The following is a 15763-nucleotide window of genomic DNA, read 5'->3' on the forward strand; positions in this document are numbered from 1 at the left end:
CCGAGCCCACGCTCGGCTCTGCTGTTTCCGGCATTTCACCAACGGCAGCCGAGCATCGCTCGGCTCTTCCGTGTCACTCCACGTGCCGCAGCAGGGCAGGGCATTGCAGTTTCAATCGACGTGGAAGGCGAGGGTGGCGGCAACCGCCTGCTGCCATCCCGCATACAGCTTCTCGCGCCGCGACACCTCCATCTGTGGCTCGAAGCGCCGGTCCAGGCCCCACTGTGCAGCGATCTGTTCGCGGCTTGACCAGAACCCGACGGCCAGGCCGGCCAGATAGGCCGCACCGAGCGCGGTGGTTTCGGTCAACCGCGGCCGCAGCAGCGGCACACCGAGGATGTCTGCCTGGAAGCCGGCCAGGAAGTCGTTGCCGATCGCACCGCCATCAGCGCGCAGCTCGGTCAGTGCGATGCCCGCATCGGACTGCATGGCATCGAGCACGTCGCGGGTCTGGTAGGCCATCGCTTCCAGCGCGGCGCGCACGAAATGCGCCTTGCCCGTGCCACGGGTCAAGCCAAACATCGCACCGCGCACATCACTGCGCCAATAGGGCGCACCCAGGCCGACAAACGCCGGCACCAGATAGGCGCCGCCGCTGTCGGGCACCTGCGCGGCCAGTGCCTGGCTGTCGCTGGCGCGTTCGATCATGCGCAGTCCGTCGCGCAGCCACTGCACCACCGAGCCGGCGATGAATATCGACCCTTCCAGCGCATACTCCACGCGCCCGTCCAGGCCCCAGGCAATGGTGGTCAGCAGGCCGTTGCGCGACCGCACCGCCTGCGCACCGGTATGCATCAACATGAAGCAACCGGTGCCATAGGTGTTCTTGACCATGCCCGGCTGGAAACAGGCCTGGCCGAACAGTGCCGCCTGCTGGTCACCGGCGATGCCGGCGATCGGGATCGGGTGGTCGAAGAAGAACTGCGGCCGGGTGTGTGCGTATACCGCACTGGAGTCGCGCACCTGCGGCAGCATCGCGCGCGGGATGTCGAGCAGGTCCAGCAGATCGTCATCCCAGTCCAGCGTGTGGATGTTGAACAACAGCGTGCGCGCCGCGTTGCTGTAGTCGGTCACATGCGCCTGGCCGCCGCTGAGGTTCCACACCAGCCAGCTGTCGATGGTGCCAAACAGCAGCTCGCCACGTTCGGCGCGCTGCTGCGCACCTTCCACGTGGTCGAGGATCCAGCGCACCTTGGTCGCAGAAAAATAGGCATCGATCAGCAGGCCGGTCCGCTCGCGGATCAGCGCTTCATGGCCTTCGGACTTCAGTCGTTCACAGATGGCGTGGCTCTGCCGCGATTGCCAGACGATGGCGTTGTGGATCGGCTGGCCGGTGGCACGGTCCCAGACCACGGTGGTTTCGCGCTGGTTGGTGATGCCCAGTGCGGCGATATGGCGCGGGTCGATCTGCCCGCGACTGAGCAGTTCGGTCAGCGTGGCATAGACGCTGGTGAGGATCTCGCGCGGGTCATGCTCGACCCAGCCGGGTTGCGGGAAGATCTGCGCGAACTCGCGTTGCGCGCTGCCGATGATGTCGCCGGCACGGTCGAACAGGATCGCGCGCGAACTGGTGGTGCCCTGGTCGATGGCCAGCACGTAGCGGGGCGTCATGCAGCGTCTCCGGTAGAGCAGTCAGGGTAACTTACCTTTCTCTCTGTAGAGCCGAGCCATGCTCGGCTGCATTTGCACAACGCAGCCGAGCATGGCTCGGCTCTACAGAGTGGAGTGTTCGATCCACGCCTGCAGCCGTGTCACCTGCGCAGCGTCCAGCCGCAACCCCAGCTTGCTCCTTCGCCACAGCACGTCCTCGGCAGTGCGCGCCCACTCTTGCTCGCGCAGAAAGGCCACTTCCCGGGCATGCAGGCCGCCGCCAAACGCCTCGCCAAGATCGTGCAGGCCCCGTACACCCTGCAGCAGTTCCGCGCTGCGACTGCCATAGGCCCCGGCCCAGCGTCGCGCGATACCTGCGGGCAACCAGGGTGCCGATACCTGCAGATGCGCGCCCGCCTGCGCGGCGTCGCCCCAGTCGCTGCCTGGCAGCGGGTCTCCGTTTGCTGTCCACGCCGCTCCCATCTGCGGCAGGGCGGACCGCAGCAGCTCCAGCGCTTCCTCGGCCAGGACCCGGTAGGTGGTCAGCTTGCCGCCCAGCACATGCAGCGCCGGTGCCGGGTCCACCTGCAGCTGCAGGCGGTAATCGCGGCTGAGTCTTGCCGCGCGCGGATCGGGATCAGCCAGCAGCGGGCGGACACCGGCGAACTGCCAGACCACATCTTCCGGCGCGATGGGTTCATGCAGGTAGCGGTTGGCCGCTTCGCACAGGTACGCCACCTCTGAAGGCAGCACGCCGCAGCGCGCCGGGTCGCCGCGATAGTCGGTGTCGGTGGTGCCAACCAGCAGGTGGTCGTGGGCGAAGGGCAGCAGGAACACCACGCGTCCATCGGGTTGCTGCAGCAGGCACGCGCTGTCATCGGGCCAGGGCCGGCGCAGGACGATGTGGCTGCCTTGTACCAGCCGCAGCGCGGGGCCGCCACTGCGTGCCTCCATCCGTTCCAGCAGGCCGCCGGCCCACGGCCCTGCCGCATTGGCGACGGCGCGCGCGGTCACCTGCTGCTGGCCATCAGCGGATTCCAGCACCGCCTGCCACCGGCCCTGCAAGGGCTGCAGGTCGATGCAGCGGCTGCGCACACGCACCTGTGCGCCCCGCTGCGCGGCATCCAGGGCGTTGAGCAGCACCAGTCGCGCGTCATCGACCTGCGCGTCGGCGTAGCTGAAGGCCTGCCGCAGATCCGGGGAAAGCCAGGGGCCGAGCGGATCGCGCTGAAGGTCCAGGGCGCGCGAGGCGGGAAATGCCGGGCTGCGACGGCCCAGGTGGTCATACAGCCACAGTCCCGCGCGTAGCATCCAGCGTGGGCGCAGATGGGGTTCCCACGGCAGCACGAAGCGCAATGGATGGACCAGATGGGGCGCCTGCCGGCGTACCACCTCGCGTTCGCCCAGCGCCTTGCGCACCAGCCCGAGCTCGCCCTGTTCCAGGTAGCGCAGGCCGCCGTGGATCAGCTTGCTGCTGGCGCTGGAAGTATGCGCGGCAAGGTCGTGCTGCTCGCACAGCAGCACGCGCAGGCCGCGGCCGCTGGCGTCACGGGCGATGCCGGCACCGTTGATGCCGCCACCGATCACCAGCAGGTCGACGTCGTCCATCGTGTCTCCGCGTCCTGTGTCTGTAGAGCCGAGCCGCGCCACCATTGACCGTGGGCGCCATTGAACGTAACGCATCGCAATGCGCGCGGAGCCCGCCGCTCGACTCGGGATAGGGGGCTTGGCTCGACTCTACAAAAAGGCAGTCGAGCATGGGCTCGACTCTACAGAACGCCGGTGACGGAAACGACGACGGGCCCCGAAGGGCCCGTCGCGTTGCATCAGTGAAGCAGGTGCAGCCTGGATCAGAAGCGGGCGCCGATGCCGAAGCCGACGGTCCACGGATCCATCTTGGCTTCGCCGATCTTCTCGCCGCCAACCTTGATGTCCGGGCGGGCGCGCATGTAGCGGGCGTCAGCACGGGCGAACCAGGTGGAGTTGATGTTCATGTCGACGCCGACGGTGCCGATCACGCCCTTGGCATCCTTGAAGCGGATGTCGGTGTCAGCGCCGTTGCCCAGCTTCTCGTTGCTGAAGCTCGACTGGTAGTAGCCGACGCCCACGAACGGACGGAACACGTTGTCAGCCTGGCCGAAGTGGTACTGGCCGCTCAGCGCGACCGGCTGCTGCTCGACCGAGCCGAGGCGGGCGTTGTTCGGGCCCTTGAACTTGTTGTCGAACTTGTCAGCGGCGCCCCACAGTTCAACGGCCCAGTTGTCGTTGATGTAGTAGCTGAAGCTGACGGTCGGCGCCGGGCCACCATCGGTCTTCTTCACGCCGGAGATCGGGTCGTTCTTCGGTTCCAGCAGCGAGATGCCGCCAACAACGGCAAAATGCTTGCCCGACGCGGTGTCGGTGCTGCTGCTGTCCTGGGCGAAAGCGGCCGGCGCGAAGGCGGCGGAGGTCAGCAGGGCGAGACTCAGGATACGGATGGAGCGCATGGGGGTATCTCCTAATGTTTCTTGTTTTGGGCCCCCGGTTGCGGGGCGAGCACACCGTAGTCGCCCCAACATGAATCGAATCCGACGCACGTTAAAAAATAGTTTTCCTTGTTCAGCGACGGGTACGGAACGCCTGTATTCATGGGGTTTCTGGCGCTCGGGGACATTCATGCAGTTGGAGAAGATGTGAGCACAGCAACGTTGTGCATTGGCCTGCAAGCGCAGGTGAACGTGGAGTGCAGGGTGCTGCTGCTGGGCTCGATGCCGGGCGTGGCGTCCCTGCAGGAGCAGCGCTATTACGCCCATCCGCGCAACCGCTTCTGGCCGCTGATGGCCGACATCTGTGGTTTCGAGGCGGATCTGGCCTACGCCGCGCGGCTGCAGGCATTGAATGCCGCGGGCATCGGTCTGTGGGATGTGATCGGTCGCTGCGAGCGCCGAGGCAGCCTGGACGCGGACATCGTGCGTGGCACGGAAGTGGCCAATGCACTGCCGGAACTGATCGCCACGTTGCCTGAGCTGACGCTGATCGGCTGCAATGGCGGTGCATCGTGGCAGGCGTTCCAGCGCTGGGTGCTGCCGCGGCTGGAGGCCCCGCCACAGGTGGTTGCATTGCCCTCGACCAGCCCGGCCAATGCGGCGTGGTCGTTGCCGCGCCTGCGCCAGGCCTGGCAGCCGGTTGCAGACGCACTGGCGACATGAAGCGGACATCGTACGGACAATACGCTACCGACTGGTCGCGGCCGGGACCCGTGGGCAACAGCCTGTCCCGGCTGCGTGCGTACTGAAAACACCTGTAACGGTTGGCGCTGGACCCCGCTGGCCGCACAATAGACGTTTCCCTACACCAGATTGCCGGAGTTATCCCCATGGCCGAAATCAAGGAAGCACTTGTCCCCGATATCGGTGACTACAGCGATATCCCGGTAATCGAGGTGCTTGTCGCCGTCGGCGACACGGTCAAGAAGGACCAGGGCCTGGTGACGCTGGAAAGCGACAAGGCGACGATGGAAGTGCCGTCCTCGGTGGCAGGCGTGGTCAAGGAACTGAAGGTCAAGGTGGGCGACAGCCTGTCCGAAGGCAAGGTCGTGGCGCTGATCGAAGTGGCCGAAGGCGAAGCCGCCGCGCCGGCCGCCGCCGCACCGGCACCGGCCAAGTCCGCTGCCCCGGCTGCCGCCACCCAGAGCGCGCCGGCCCCGGCCGCCGCTGCGGCGGCCGCTCCGGCCGCTCCGGCCGCCAGCGGTGGCGCAGTGGAAGCGCTGGTGCCGGACATCGGCGACTACGCCGGCATCCCGGTCATCGAAGTGCTGGTCGCCGTCGGCGACACGGTCAAGAAGGACCAGGGCCTGGTCACGCTGGAAAGCGACAAGGCCACGATGGAGGTGCCGTCGTCAGTGACCGGTGTGGTCAAGGAGATCAAGGTCAAGGTGGGCGACAACCTGTCGCAGGGCGACGTGGTTGCCATCATTGATGCCGAAGGCGCTGCCGCGCCGGCCCCGAGCAAGGCCGCCGCTGCTGCTGCCCCGGCCGCCGCCGAAACCGCCACCAAGGTCGAGCCGGTCGCTGTGCCGGCGCAGCCGGACAAGCTGGCGGCCCGTGAGATTGCCTCGGCCGGCACCCCGTCCAGCCCGCCGGTACAGTTCAACGCCGATGGCGTGCTGCCGGCCAAGGTGCCGTACGCCACCCCGGCGGTGCGCGTGTTCGCCCGCGAGCTGGGCGTGGACCTGCTGCAGATCAACGGCACCGAGAAGGGGGGCCGCATCACCAAGGCTGACGTGCAGAAGTTCGTCAAGGCCGCACTCAGTGGTGGTGTGCCAGCAGCTGCCGGTGGCGCCGTCGCCGCCGGTGGTGGCCTGAACCTGCTGCCGTGGCCGAAGGTCGACTTCAGCAAGTTCGGCGAGACCGAAGTCCAGCCGCTGTCGCGCATCAAGAAGATCTCCGGCGCGAACCTGGCCCGCAACTGGGCGATGATCCCGCACGTCACCCAGTTCGAACAGGCCGACATCACCGACCTGGAAGGCCTGCGCGTGGCGCTGAACAAGGAAAACGAGAAGGCCGGCATCAAGCTGACCATGCTCGCCTTCCTGATCAAGGCCAGCGCCGCGGCGCTGAAGAAGTTCCCGGAATTCAACGCCTCGCTCGACGCCAGCGGTGAAAACCTGACCCTGAAGAAGTACTTCCACATCGGTTTTGCCGCCGATACGCCGAACGGCCTGGTCGTGCCGGTCATCCGCGATGTGGACAAGAAGGGCGTGGTGCAGATCGCGCAGGAAACCGGCGAGCTGGCCAAGAAGGCGCGCGACGGCAAGCTGGGCCCGGCCGACATGAGCGGCGGCTGCTTCTCGATCAGCTCGCTGGGCGGCATTGGCGGCACCGCGTTCACTCCGATCGTCAATGCACCGGAAGTGGCCATCCTGGGCGTGTCCAAGTCCTCCATCCAGCCGGTCTGGAATGGCAAGGAGTTCGCGCCGAAGTTGATGCTGCCGCTGTCGCTGAGCTACGACCACCGCGTCATCGACGGCGCCCTGGCCGCACGCTTCACCACGTACCTGTCGCAGGTGCTGGCCGACATGCGCCGCGTGCTGCTGTAAGGCATCGCTTTGCCCCCACCGTGCGGCCGCTGCCCCTGGCGCGGCCGCGTGAACAGATGCAGTGACAGCCCGCCGGCCATGCCGGCCGGGCACAAGGAAAACCACCATGGCCACGATTGAAGTCAAGGTTCCCGACATCGGCGATTACAGCGATGTTCCGGTGATCGAAGTGTTGGTCGCCGTCGGCGACACGGTGAAGAAGGACCAGGGCCTGGTGACCCTGGAGTCGGACAAGGCCACCCTGGAAGTGCCGTCCTCGGCGGCCGGCGTGGTCAAGGAGATCAAGGTCAAGCTGGGCGATACCCTGTCCGAAGGCGCCGTGGTCGTGGTGCTGGACGCTGAAGGCGCCGCCGATGCCCCGGCCAAGGCCGCTGCGCCGGCTCCGGCTGCGGCCGCTCCGGCCAGCAAGCCGCCGGTGACCCCCTCGCACCGCGCCCCGGCCGAGCCGGTTGCACCGAAGCCGGCGCTGTCCAGTGGCAAGCCGGCCGACATCGAGTGCGAAATGGTCGTGCTGGGCTCCGGCCCGGGCGGCTACACCGCCGCCTTCCGCGCCGCCGACGTCGGCCTGGATACGGTGCTGGTCGAGCGCTACGCCAGCCTCGGCGGCGTCTGCCTCAACGTCGGTTGCATTCCGTCCAAGGCGCTGCTGCACGCTGCCGCGGTGATCGACGAAGTGGCCCACGCCGGCGATTTCGGCGTCGAGTTCGGCAAGCCGACCATCACCCTGGACAAGCTGCGCCAGTACAAGGAAAAGGTCGTCAACCAGCTGACCAAGGGCCTGGCCGGCATGGCCAAGCAGCGCAAGGTCCGCAACGTGCAGGGCGTCGGCAGGTTCCTCTCGGCCAACGAACTGGAGATCACCGCCGCAGACGGCAGCACCCAGCTGCTGCGCTTCCAGAAGTGCATCATTGCCGCTGGTTCGCAGGCGGTGAAGCTGCCGAACTTCCCGTGGGACGACAAGCGCGTGATGGATTCCACCGACGCGCTGGAGCTGGCCGAAGTGCCGGGCTCGCTGCTGGTCGTCGGCGGCGGCATCATCGGCCTGGAAATGGCCACTGTGTACAGCGCACTGGGCAGCAAGGTCACCGTGGTCGAGTTCATGGACCAGCTGATGCCGGGCGCCGACAAGGACCTGGTCAAGCCGCTGGCCGACCGCCTGAAGAAGCAGGGCATCGAAGTGCACCTGAAGACCAAGGCCTCGGGCGTCACCGCCGATGCCAAGGGCATCACCGTGACCTTCGAGGCGGCCGAGGAAGGCCAGGCACCGGCGCTGGCGCAGGGCACTTTCGACCGTGTTCTGGTGGCCGTCGGGCGTTCGCCGAACGGCAAGAAGATCGATGCCGAGAAGGCCGGTGTGCAGGTCACCGAGCGTGGCTTCATCCCGGTTGATCGCCAGATGCGCACCAACGTGCCGCACATCTTTGCCATCGGCGACATCGTCGGCAACCCGATGCTGGCGCACAAGGCAACGCACGAAGGCAAGCTGGCTGCTGAAGTGGCTGCTGGCCACAAGAAGGAATGGGTCGCCCGTGTGATTCCGTCGGTGGCCTACACCAACCCGGAAATCGCCTGGGTGGGCGTGACCGAGACCGAAGCCAAGGCCAAGGGCCTGAAGGTCGGCGTGGCCAAGTTCCCGTGGGCCGCCAGCGGCCGCGCGATCGGCATCGGTCGCACCGAGGGCTTCACCAAGCTGATCTTCGATGAGGAGACCCACCGCATCATCGGCGGCGCGATCGTCGGCGTGCATGCCGGTGACCTGCTGGCCGAGATCGGCCTGGCGATCGAGATGGGTGCCGAAGCCGAAGACATCGGCCACACCATCCATGCGCACCCGACACTGAGCGAATCGGTGGCGATGGCCTCGGAAATCTACGACGGCACGATCACCGATCTGTACATGCCGAAGAAGAAGTAAGGCGCCTGCGCCGTTCCAAATGAAAAGCCCCGGCATTTGCCGGGGTTTTTTTGTTGAGCCTCGATCACTCTCATTGCGAGCGTTCGGGCCGCAGCGCGGGTAGTCGAGAGCCACTGCCTGGGCCGCCTGGATGCCTGACACGCGGAGGGAGCGGGGGCTGGGTGCGAAGTAAAGGAGGAGGTGACGGCCGCAGGCCGGCGCCGGGGGACATTCGCAGCCAGCCCCCGCTCCCTCCAGCGCTCGACCACGCCTGCGTCTACGGCAACTGCCACCGCGAAGGTCTGGGCCGCAGCGCAGGTGGCAGGCGTCTGGACAAATGTCCCCCGTCGTCCGCCTGCGGCGGTCGCCTCCTCCTTTACTTTGTCCAAACGCCGGCCACCGGCGCTGCGGCTCGGCTTGCGGACAGTCCAGAGCCACTGCCTGGGCCGCCTGGATGCCTGACACGCGGGGGGCAGAGGGGCTTGCGTGCGAAGTAAAGGAGGAGGTGACGGCCGCAGGCCGGCGCCGGGGGACATTCGCACGCAAGCCCCTCTGCCCCCCGCGCTCGACCAACCCGCTTCTGCTTGACCGTGCAATCAAAAAAGCGCGGCCCCGATGTTCCGGAGGCCGCGCCAGGAGAGAGAGTGCCGTGGAAGGGGCGGGTGTCAGAACACGAAGCTGACGCCGGCCACCGGGCCCTTGAACTCCTGCTTCAGGCCGATGGTGCCGTCGCTGCCCTTCTTGTCCGCATCGAGCTTGAACCAGTCGTAGCCGGCGAACACACCGAAGTTCCTGGTGAAGCGGTAATCGACGATGGCGTTGGCGCGGCTCAGATCGCCCTTGTAGTCATCGAAGCTGCCCCAGCGCGTGTTGAGGTACTGGCCCTGCAGGGTGATCATCCACTTCTCGGACGGGGTGAAGCTCAATCGCGCACCGACCACCGGCGCCACGCCGTCGGTCTTCTCGTTGAGGAACTGGCCTTCGTACACGGTGCCGAGGTCGGCGTAGGCCTTGGTGCTGACCTTGGCGTACTCGGCACCCAGCTGCAGGCCGAGGTCGAACGTATCGGTGTCCACCACCGAGTAGTCATAGACCAGGCTGGCCACCTGGTACTTCAGTTCGCCCTTGACGAAGCTGCCGGACGGCACGTTGACGTCACCGAAGGAGATGTCCTGGCCGAGGGTCTCGCGGCGGTCCTTGTCGTACTTGAAATAGTTGAACAGCAGGCGCTGGCGGTTGCTGATGCGGAACATGCCGTCAATGCGCGGCTCCCACTCCTTGCCACCCAGCTTGAAGTCCTCGGAGAAACCGATGTCCTGCCCGGCGACATTGGTCTTGCCGCGGAGCGTGTTGTCCGAGTCGATGTTCATCGCACCCAGGCGCAGGGCAAAGCGGTCGTCGCCTTCGGCGGCGTGGGCAGCGGTGGCGAACGAGGCGCCGGCGGCGATCAGGGAGAGAGCGAGCAGGGTGGGTACGGGGCGCATCGAAGAGTCCTTGCAGTGGTTCATCAGAATGAAGACCACTGTGCCGGACAGGCCCGTCCACCATCCGTGAACGTATGGTCCACGGCATGTGCACGGTTCAGTGCTGTCGCGACGATGCAAAAAGATGGCCCCGGAGACGGGCTTCGGGGCCATCGTGGGACCTGCGGGGTGGAGCCGACGAGGATGCTGCAGGCAGGTCGAAAGATCGGACCCGCGCATCCGGCGAAAGTTCCTCGCCTGCGACCAAAGTTCAATACTGCGGTGCAGCATCATGCGGACGTCATTGTCCCCCGGGTGGTACGCAAAAATGTAACCGTTACCGCAACTTGCGGCTTCCCGGGATGAACAGGCAGCGGTTGTCTCGCAAATTGTCCCATTGCTATAATTTGGCGGCTCGATGAGGCCCCCCTGCTGTAGCCGCCTCAGCCTTCCACTTGCAACCACGCGGGACGTCCTGTGCTGAACTCCGTTGATGCGGGTCGGCGACTGATGCTGCGCGCCGCGGTCTACCCGCTGGCCGCGGTCGCTGTCCTGGCCCTGGCCTTCCTGCTGGTCGGTCCGAAATATGCCCTCGGCGCGCTGGCGTCCGGTGTGGCCATTTCGGCCGGTGGCTGGGTGGCGGCAAGGATGGCGCTGGGGGGCGGTGCGGTGGCCGCAGGATCGGCGATGGCTCGCCTGATCATTGCGATCGTGGCCAAGTGGGTCGTGGTTTTCGGCGTCCTGCTGGTGGGGTTCCTGGTCTTCAAGCTGCCTGCATTGGCGCTGTTGGCCGGTATCGCCGTCGGCTTGATGTTCCAGGTCCTGGCGATGGCCAGGCGTTGACAGAATTCAATTAACTGAAGGTTCCGGACACATGGCGGGCGAGGCTCTAACCCCTACCAGCTACATCCAGCATCACCTGCACAACCTGACCGCGCCGGTCGGCAAGGGTGAGGGTATGTTCTGGCATATCCACGTCGATACCTTCCTCACCGCGGTCCTGATGGGCCTGGTGATCGTTGTCGCGTTCTGGCTGGGCACCCGCAAGGCCACCGCCGGCGTGCCGGGCAAGTGGCAGACCTTCGTCGAGATCTGCCTGGAGTTCGTCGACCGCCAGGCCAAGGACACCTACCACGGCAAGAGCAAGCTGGTCACGCCGATCGCCATCACCATCTTCTTCTGGATTCTGCTGATGAATCTGCTGAAGATGATCCCGGCCGATTTCATCGCCAAGCCGCTGGAATGGGCGGGCGTGCACTACTGGAAGCCGGTGCCGACCGCTGACGTCAATGCCACCCTGGGCATGGCCATCAGCGTGTTCTTCCTGATGCTGTTCTTCGCACTGAAGTCGAAGGGCCTGGGCGGCTTCATCAAGGAATTCCTGACGGCGCCGTTCGGCAAGTGGATGATGCCGTTCAACCTGATCCTCAACATCGTCGAGTGGCTGAGCAAGCCGATCTCGCTGGCGATGCGACTGTTCGGCAACATGTTCGGCGGCGAAATCGTGTTCCTGCTGATCTGGGTGCTGGGTGGTGCCGGTTTCTTCGGTGCCATTGCCGGTGGTGTGTTCGGCCTCGGCTGGATGCTGTTCCACCTGCTGGTGATCCCGCTGCAGGCCTTCATCTTCATGATGCTGTCGATCGTGTACCTGAGCCTGTCGGAAGACGCTCACTGAGTTTCAAGCTTCAACGCGTTTCAACCTTCATCCGTTTCATCACCCTTAGCAACTTAAGTTCCTGGAGATAACCATGTACTTCGCCGTCCTGACCAACTTCGCGCAGATTCAGAGCTCCACCGCCCTTGCCGTCGGCATCATGATCGGCCTGGCCGCGCTGGGCGCCGGTCTGGGTCTGGCCATCATGGCTGGTAAGTTCCTGGAGTCGGCCGCCCGCCAGCCGGAACTGATCCCGGTCCTGCAGGTCCGCATGTTCATCACCGCCGGCCTGATCGACGCCGCGTTCATCATCTCGGTCGCCGTTGGCCTGCTGCTGGCCTTCGCCAACCCGCTGTCGGCTGCCTTCGCTGGCGCCGTCACCAAGGCTCTGGCCGGCTGATACAGCGGTTTGAGACGACCGGGTGCTGATGCACCCGGTTTCGGATGAAGGCCGGATGTGCCGCTTCGGCGGCGCGTCCACCCCGAAACCAGCGATCGAGCTAACCATGAATATCAATTTCACCCTTCTTGCGCAGGCGCTGGCCTTCGCTGGTCTGATCTGGATCATCGCGACCAAGATCTGGCCGCCGCTGATGAACGCGATCGAAGAGCGCCAGCAGAAGATTGCTGAAGGCCTCGCTGCTGCCGACCGCAGCCAGAAAGATCTGGCCCAGGCGCAGGAGAAGGTCAACGAAGCGCTGAAGGAAGCCCGCACCAAGGCCAACGAGATCATCGATCAGGCCCATGCGCGTGCCAACCAGATCGTTGATGCTGCCCGCAACGAAGCGATCACCGAAGCCACCCGTCAGAAGGAACTGGCCCAGGCTGAAATCGACGCCGCCGCCAACCGTGCCCGTGAAGATCTGCGCAAGCAGGTGTCCGCGCTGGCCGTGACCGGTGCCGAAAAGCTGCTCAAGCGCGAAATCGACGCCAACGCCCACAAGGCGCTGCTCGACGAGCTGGCCTCGGAGATCTAAGGATGAGCCAGGCCCTCACGCTTGCCCGCCCGTACGCCCGCGCCGCGTTCGCGACCGCGCGCGACGAAGGCGCGTTCGCGCCGTGGTCGGACGCCCTGGCGTTCTCCGCCCACGTCGCCGCCGACCCGCGCGTGGCGGCCCTGCTCGCCAACCCGGAGCTGGGTCGTGACGACGCCGTCGCCCTGCTGGCGCCGGTGTCCCACGGCGAGACCTACTCGCGCTTCCTGGCCATCCTGGCCGAATCGCATCGCCTGCCGCTGCTGCCGGAAATCTCCGGCATGTTCGACGCCCTGCGCGCCGAAGCCGAGCACGTGGTCAAGGCCACCGTCACCTCGGCTGCCGAGCTGTCGGCCGGCGAGCTGGACGCGATCAAGGTCGCGCTGCGCAAGCGCTTCAACCGCGAGGTCGACGTGACCACTGCGGTCGATGCTTCGCTGATCGGCGGCGCCGTGATCGACGCCGGCGACGTGGTCATCGATGGTTCGCTGAAGGGCAAGCTGGCCCGTCTGCAGACCGCGCTCGCTAACTGAATTCATTTAACGTCCGGCCCCGCTGCCGGCACTAGGACTTGACGATGGCAACCACGCTCAACCCCTCCGAAATCAGCGAACTGATCAAGAACCGCATCGAGAAGGTCAAGCTGGCCGCGGAATCGCGCAACGAAGGCACCGTGACCAGCGTGTCCGACGGCATCGTGCGCATCTTCGGTCTGGCCGACGTGATGCAGGGCGAAATGATCGAACTGCCGAACAACACCTTCGCCCTGGCCCTGAACCTGGAGCGCGACTCGGTCGGCGCCGTGGTCCTGGGTGACTACGAGCACCTGCGCGAAGGCGACGTCGCCAAGACCACCGGTCGCATCCTGGAAGTGCCGGTCGGTCCGGAACTGCTGGGCCGCGTCGTGAACGCGCTGGGCGAGCCGATCGACGGCAAGGGCCCGCTGGGCACCGACCTGACCGCTCCGGTGGAGCGCGTTGCTCCGGGCGTGATCTGGCGCAAGTCGGTCGACCAGCCGGTGCAGACCGGTTACAAGTCGGTCGACTCGATGATCCCGATCGGCCGTGGCCAGCGCGAGCTGATCATCGGTGACCGCCAGACCGGCAAGACCGCCATGGCGATCGATGCGGTGATCAACCAGAAGGGCACCGGCATCAAGTGCGTGTACGTTGCGATCGGCCAGAAGGCGTCGACCATCGCCAACATCGTGCGCAAGCTGGAAGAGAACGGCGCGCTGGCCCACACCATCGTGGTGGCCGCGACCGCTTCCGAATCGGCTGCCATGCAGTACATCAGCGCCTACTCGGGCTGCACCATGGGTGAGTACTTCATGGACCGCGGCGAAGACGCGCTGATCGTGTATGACGATCTGTCCAAGCAGGCCGTCGCCTACCGCCAGATCTCCCTGCTGCTGAAGCGTCCGCCGGGCCGCGAAGCCTACCCGGGTGACGTGTTCTACCTGCACTCGCGCCTGCTGGAACGCGCTGCCCGCGTGTCCGAGGAATACGTCGAGAAGTTCACCGAAGGCAAGGTCACCGGCAAGACCGGCTCGCTGACCGCGCTGCCGATCATCGAAACCCAGGCCGGCGACGTGTCCGCCTTCGTTCCGACCAACGTGATCTCGATCACCGACGGCCAGATCTTCCTGGAAACCGACCTGTTCAACGCCGGCATCCGCCCGGCCGTGAACGCCGGTATCTCGGTGTCGCGCGTCGGTGGCTCGGCCCAGACCAAGATCATCAAGAAGCTGTCGGGCGGTATCCGTATCTCGCTGGCCCAGTACCGTGAGCTGGCTGCGTTCGCGCAGTTCGCCTCGGACCTGGACGAAGCGACCCGCAAGCAGCTGGAGCGTGGCCAGCGCGTCACCGAGCTGATGAAGCAGAAGCAGTACGCGCCCATGTCGATCGCCAACCAGGCGCTGTCGATCTACGCCGTCAACGAGGGCTACCTCGATGACGTGCCGGTCAACAAGCTGCTGGCGTTCGAAGAAGGCCTGCACGCCCACTTCGCCAATACCCAGGGCGAGCTGATCAGCAAGGTCAACGCTACCGGCGGTTGGGACAACGACATCGAAGGTGCCTTCAAGAAGGGCATCGCCGAGTTCAAGACCACCGGCAGCTGGTAATCGCGGTCCTGTAGAGCGGAGCCCCAGGCTCCGCTGGACCAGATGACAAACGGTTGAACAACGCGGGGCATCAGCCCCGCGCCACGGGAAACAAGAGATGGCAAGCGGACGCGAAATCAAAACCAAGATCAAGAGCGTGCAGAACACCCGCAAGGTGACGCGCGCCCTGGAAATGGTCTCGGCCTCCAAGATCCGCAAGGCGCAGGATCGGATGAAGACCTCGCGTCCGTACGCGCAGGCGATGAAGCAGGTGATCGGTCACCTGGCCCAGGCCAGCACCGACTACCAGCATCCGTTCCTGGTCGAGCGCGAGCAGGTCAAGCGGGTCGGTTTCATCGTGATCTCCTCCGATCGCGGTCTGGCCGGCGGCCTGAACAACAACCTGTTCCGCAAGATGCTGGGCGAAGCCAAGGCATGGCAGGACAAGGGTGCCGAAGTGGACCTGGTGACCATCGGCCAGAAGGCATCGACCTTCTTCCGCCGCGTGAAGGTCAACATGGTCGGCAGCGTGACCCACATCGGCGACGTGCCGAAGCTGGAATCGCTGATCGGTGTGATCAAGGTCATGCTCGACGCCTTCACCGAAGGCAAGATCGACCGCGTGTACCTGGTCTATAACCGCTTCGTGAACACCATGGTGCAGAAGGCCAGCTTCGATCAGCTGCTGCCGCTGCCGCCAGCCGAGAAGCAGGTCGCTCACCACGACTGGGATTACCTGTACGAACCCGATGCCGCGACCGTGCTCGAGCACGTGATGACGCGTTACATCGAGTCGCTGGTGTACCAGGCACTGCTGGAAAACGTCGCCTCCGAGCATGCCGCACGCATGGTCGCGATGAAGGCGGCGAGCGACAACGCCAACAAGCTGATCGGCACCCTGCAGCTCGTCTACAACAAGGCGCGCCAGGCAGCGATCACCCAGGAAATCTCCGAAATCGTCGGCGGCGCGGCAGCAGTCTGACCGCGTTCGTTCAAAGCACACATTA

The 15763-nt window shown here is 65.5% G+C and carries 14 protein-coding genes; 10 read left to right on the top strand and 4 right to left on the bottom strand.

Annotated features, from left to right (window positions below):
- Positions 1-111 precede the first annotated feature (111 nt).
- From glpK to AC5P7S_RS02140, 3 genes are all read right to left on the bottom strand, one after another.
- Positions 112-1611 carry a glycerol kinase GlpK gene (gene glpK, locus AC5P7S_RS02130; RefSeq protein ID WP_005419537.1) on the bottom strand — a complete coding sequence of 500 codons (1500 nt, stop codon included), beginning with the start codon at positions 1609-1611 and terminating at the stop codon, positions 112-114.
- Between the two features lie 102 nt (positions 1612-1713).
- Positions 1714-3198 (bottom strand): glycerol-3-phosphate dehydrogenase, encoded by a 1485-nt coding sequence (glpD, locus tag AC5P7S_RS02135; protein WP_095378261.1) that lies wholly within the window; start codon positions 3196-3198, stop codon positions 1714-1716.
- A 242-nt stretch (positions 3199-3440) separates the two neighbouring features.
- Positions 3441-4076, bottom strand: a complete 636-nt coding sequence (locus tag AC5P7S_RS02140; RefSeq protein ID WP_005419535.1) for an OmpW/AlkL family protein — start codon at positions 4074-4076, stop codon at positions 3441-3443.
- Between the two features lie 186 nt (positions 4077-4262).
- Between AC5P7S_RS02140 and AC5P7S_RS02145 the strand changes: the two genes are divergently transcribed.
- The 3 genes from AC5P7S_RS02145 to lpdA all read left to right on the top strand — a co-directional run bounded on the left by AC5P7S_RS02145 (position 4263) and on the right by lpdA (position 8582).
- A complete protein-coding gene (locus AC5P7S_RS02145; RefSeq protein ID WP_095378262.1) occupies positions 4263-4778 on the top strand; it encodes a DNA-deoxyinosine glycosylase in 516 nt (171 codons plus the stop codon).
- A gap of 167 nt (positions 4779-4945) precedes the next feature.
- Entirely contained in the window at positions 4946-6667 is a 1722-nt protein-coding gene (gene aceF / locus AC5P7S_RS02150; RefSeq protein ID WP_095378263.1) for a dihydrolipoyllysine-residue acetyltransferase, read from the top strand.
- Positions 6668-6773: 106 nt separating this feature from the next.
- Complete coding sequence (gene lpdA / locus AC5P7S_RS02155; RefSeq protein WP_111127537.1) at positions 6774-8582, top strand: dihydrolipoyl dehydrogenase; 1809 nt, start codon at positions 6774-6776, stop codon at positions 8580-8582.
- A 644-nt stretch (positions 8583-9226) separates the two neighbouring features.
- Here the strand turns inward: lpdA and AC5P7S_RS02160 are convergent.
- Entirely contained in the window at positions 9227-10045 is an 819-nt protein-coding gene (locus AC5P7S_RS02160; protein WP_005419516.1) for a hypothetical protein, read from the bottom strand.
- Between the two features lie 456 nt (positions 10046-10501).
- Here AC5P7S_RS02160 and AC5P7S_RS02165 point away from each other — a divergent pair, with 456 nt between their 5' ends.
- The 7 genes from AC5P7S_RS02165 to atpG all read left to right on the top strand — a co-directional run bounded on the left by AC5P7S_RS02165 (position 10502) and on the right by atpG (position 15738).
- Positions 10502-10867: a hypothetical protein gene (locus AC5P7S_RS02165; RefSeq protein WP_014648497.1), complete on the top strand. Its 366-nt coding sequence runs from the start codon at positions 10502-10504 to the stop codon at positions 10865-10867.
- 31 nt (positions 10868-10898) lie between these two features.
- Positions 10899-11699 carry a F0F1 ATP synthase subunit A gene (gene atpB / locus AC5P7S_RS02170; protein ID WP_095378266.1) on the top strand — a complete coding sequence of 267 codons (801 nt, stop codon included), beginning with the start codon at positions 10899-10901 and terminating at the stop codon, positions 11697-11699.
- Between the two features lie 73 nt (positions 11700-11772).
- Positions 11773-12078, top strand: a complete 306-nt coding sequence (gene atpE, locus AC5P7S_RS02175; protein ID WP_005411133.1) for a F0F1 ATP synthase subunit C — start codon at positions 11773-11775, stop codon at positions 12076-12078.
- 106 nt (positions 12079-12184) lie between these two features.
- A complete protein-coding gene (locus AC5P7S_RS02180; RefSeq protein WP_005419512.1) occupies positions 12185-12655 on the top strand; it encodes a F0F1 ATP synthase subunit B in 471 nt (156 codons plus the stop codon).
- A 2-nt stretch (positions 12656-12657) separates the two neighbouring features.
- Positions 12658-13185: a F0F1 ATP synthase subunit delta gene (locus tag AC5P7S_RS02185; protein WP_005411131.1), complete on the top strand. Its 528-nt coding sequence runs from the start codon at positions 12658-12660 to the stop codon at positions 13183-13185.
- 44 nt (positions 13186-13229) lie between these two features.
- A complete protein-coding gene (gene atpA, locus AC5P7S_RS02190; protein ID WP_005419511.1) occupies positions 13230-14777 on the top strand; it encodes a F0F1 ATP synthase subunit alpha in 1548 nt (515 codons plus the stop codon).
- Positions 14778-14874: 97 nt separating this feature from the next.
- The gene (gene atpG, locus AC5P7S_RS02195) at positions 14875-15738 is read left to right on the top strand and encodes a F0F1 ATP synthase subunit gamma (protein WP_005411129.1); all 864 of its coding nucleotides are present in this window, start codon (positions 14875-14877) and stop codon (positions 15736-15738) included.
- Positions 15739-15763: the final 25 nt, after the last annotated feature.

The sequence above is a fragment of the Stenotrophomonas sp. YJH_SMC_32 genome, from assembly GCF_059369975.1.

Excerpts from the sequence above, each read along its gene's own strand:
- glpK (WP_005419537.1), bottom strand. The coding sequence starts at position 1,611 with ATGACGCCCCGCTACGTGCTGGCCATCGACCAGGGCACCACCAGTTCG.
- glpD (WP_095378261.1), bottom strand. The coding sequence starts at position 3,198 with ATGGACGACGTCGACCTGCTGGTGATCGGTGGCGGCATCAACGGTGCC.
- AC5P7S_RS02140 (WP_005419535.1), bottom strand. The coding sequence starts at position 4,076 with ATGCGCTCCATCCGTATCCTGAGTCTCGCCCTGCTGACCTCCGCCGCC.
- aceF (WP_095378263.1), top strand. The coding sequence starts at position 4,946 with ATGGCCGAAATCAAGGAAGCACTTGTCCCCGATATCGGTGACTACAGC.
- lpdA (WP_111127537.1), top strand. The coding sequence starts at position 6,774 with ATGGCCACGATTGAAGTCAAGGTTCCCGACATCGGCGATTACAGCGAT.
- AC5P7S_RS02160 (WP_005419516.1), bottom strand. The coding sequence starts at position 10,045 with ATGCGCCCCGTACCCACCCTGCTCGCTCTCTCCCTGATCGCCGCCGGC.
- atpB (WP_095378266.1), top strand. The coding sequence starts at position 10,899 with ATGGCGGGCGAGGCTCTAACCCCTACCAGCTACATCCAGCATCACCTG.
- atpE (WP_005411133.1), top strand. The coding sequence starts at position 11,773 with ATGTACTTCGCCGTCCTGACCAACTTCGCGCAGATTCAGAGCTCCACC.
- AC5P7S_RS02180 (WP_005419512.1), top strand. The coding sequence starts at position 12,185 with ATGAATATCAATTTCACCCTTCTTGCGCAGGCGCTGGCCTTCGCTGGT.
- AC5P7S_RS02185 (WP_005411131.1), top strand. The coding sequence starts at position 12,658 with ATGAGCCAGGCCCTCACGCTTGCCCGCCCGTACGCCCGCGCCGCGTTC.
- atpA (WP_005419511.1), top strand. The coding sequence starts at position 13,230 with ATGGCAACCACGCTCAACCCCTCCGAAATCAGCGAACTGATCAAGAAC.
- atpG (WP_005411129.1), top strand. The coding sequence starts at position 14,875 with ATGGCAAGCGGACGCGAAATCAAAACCAAGATCAAGAGCGTGCAGAAC.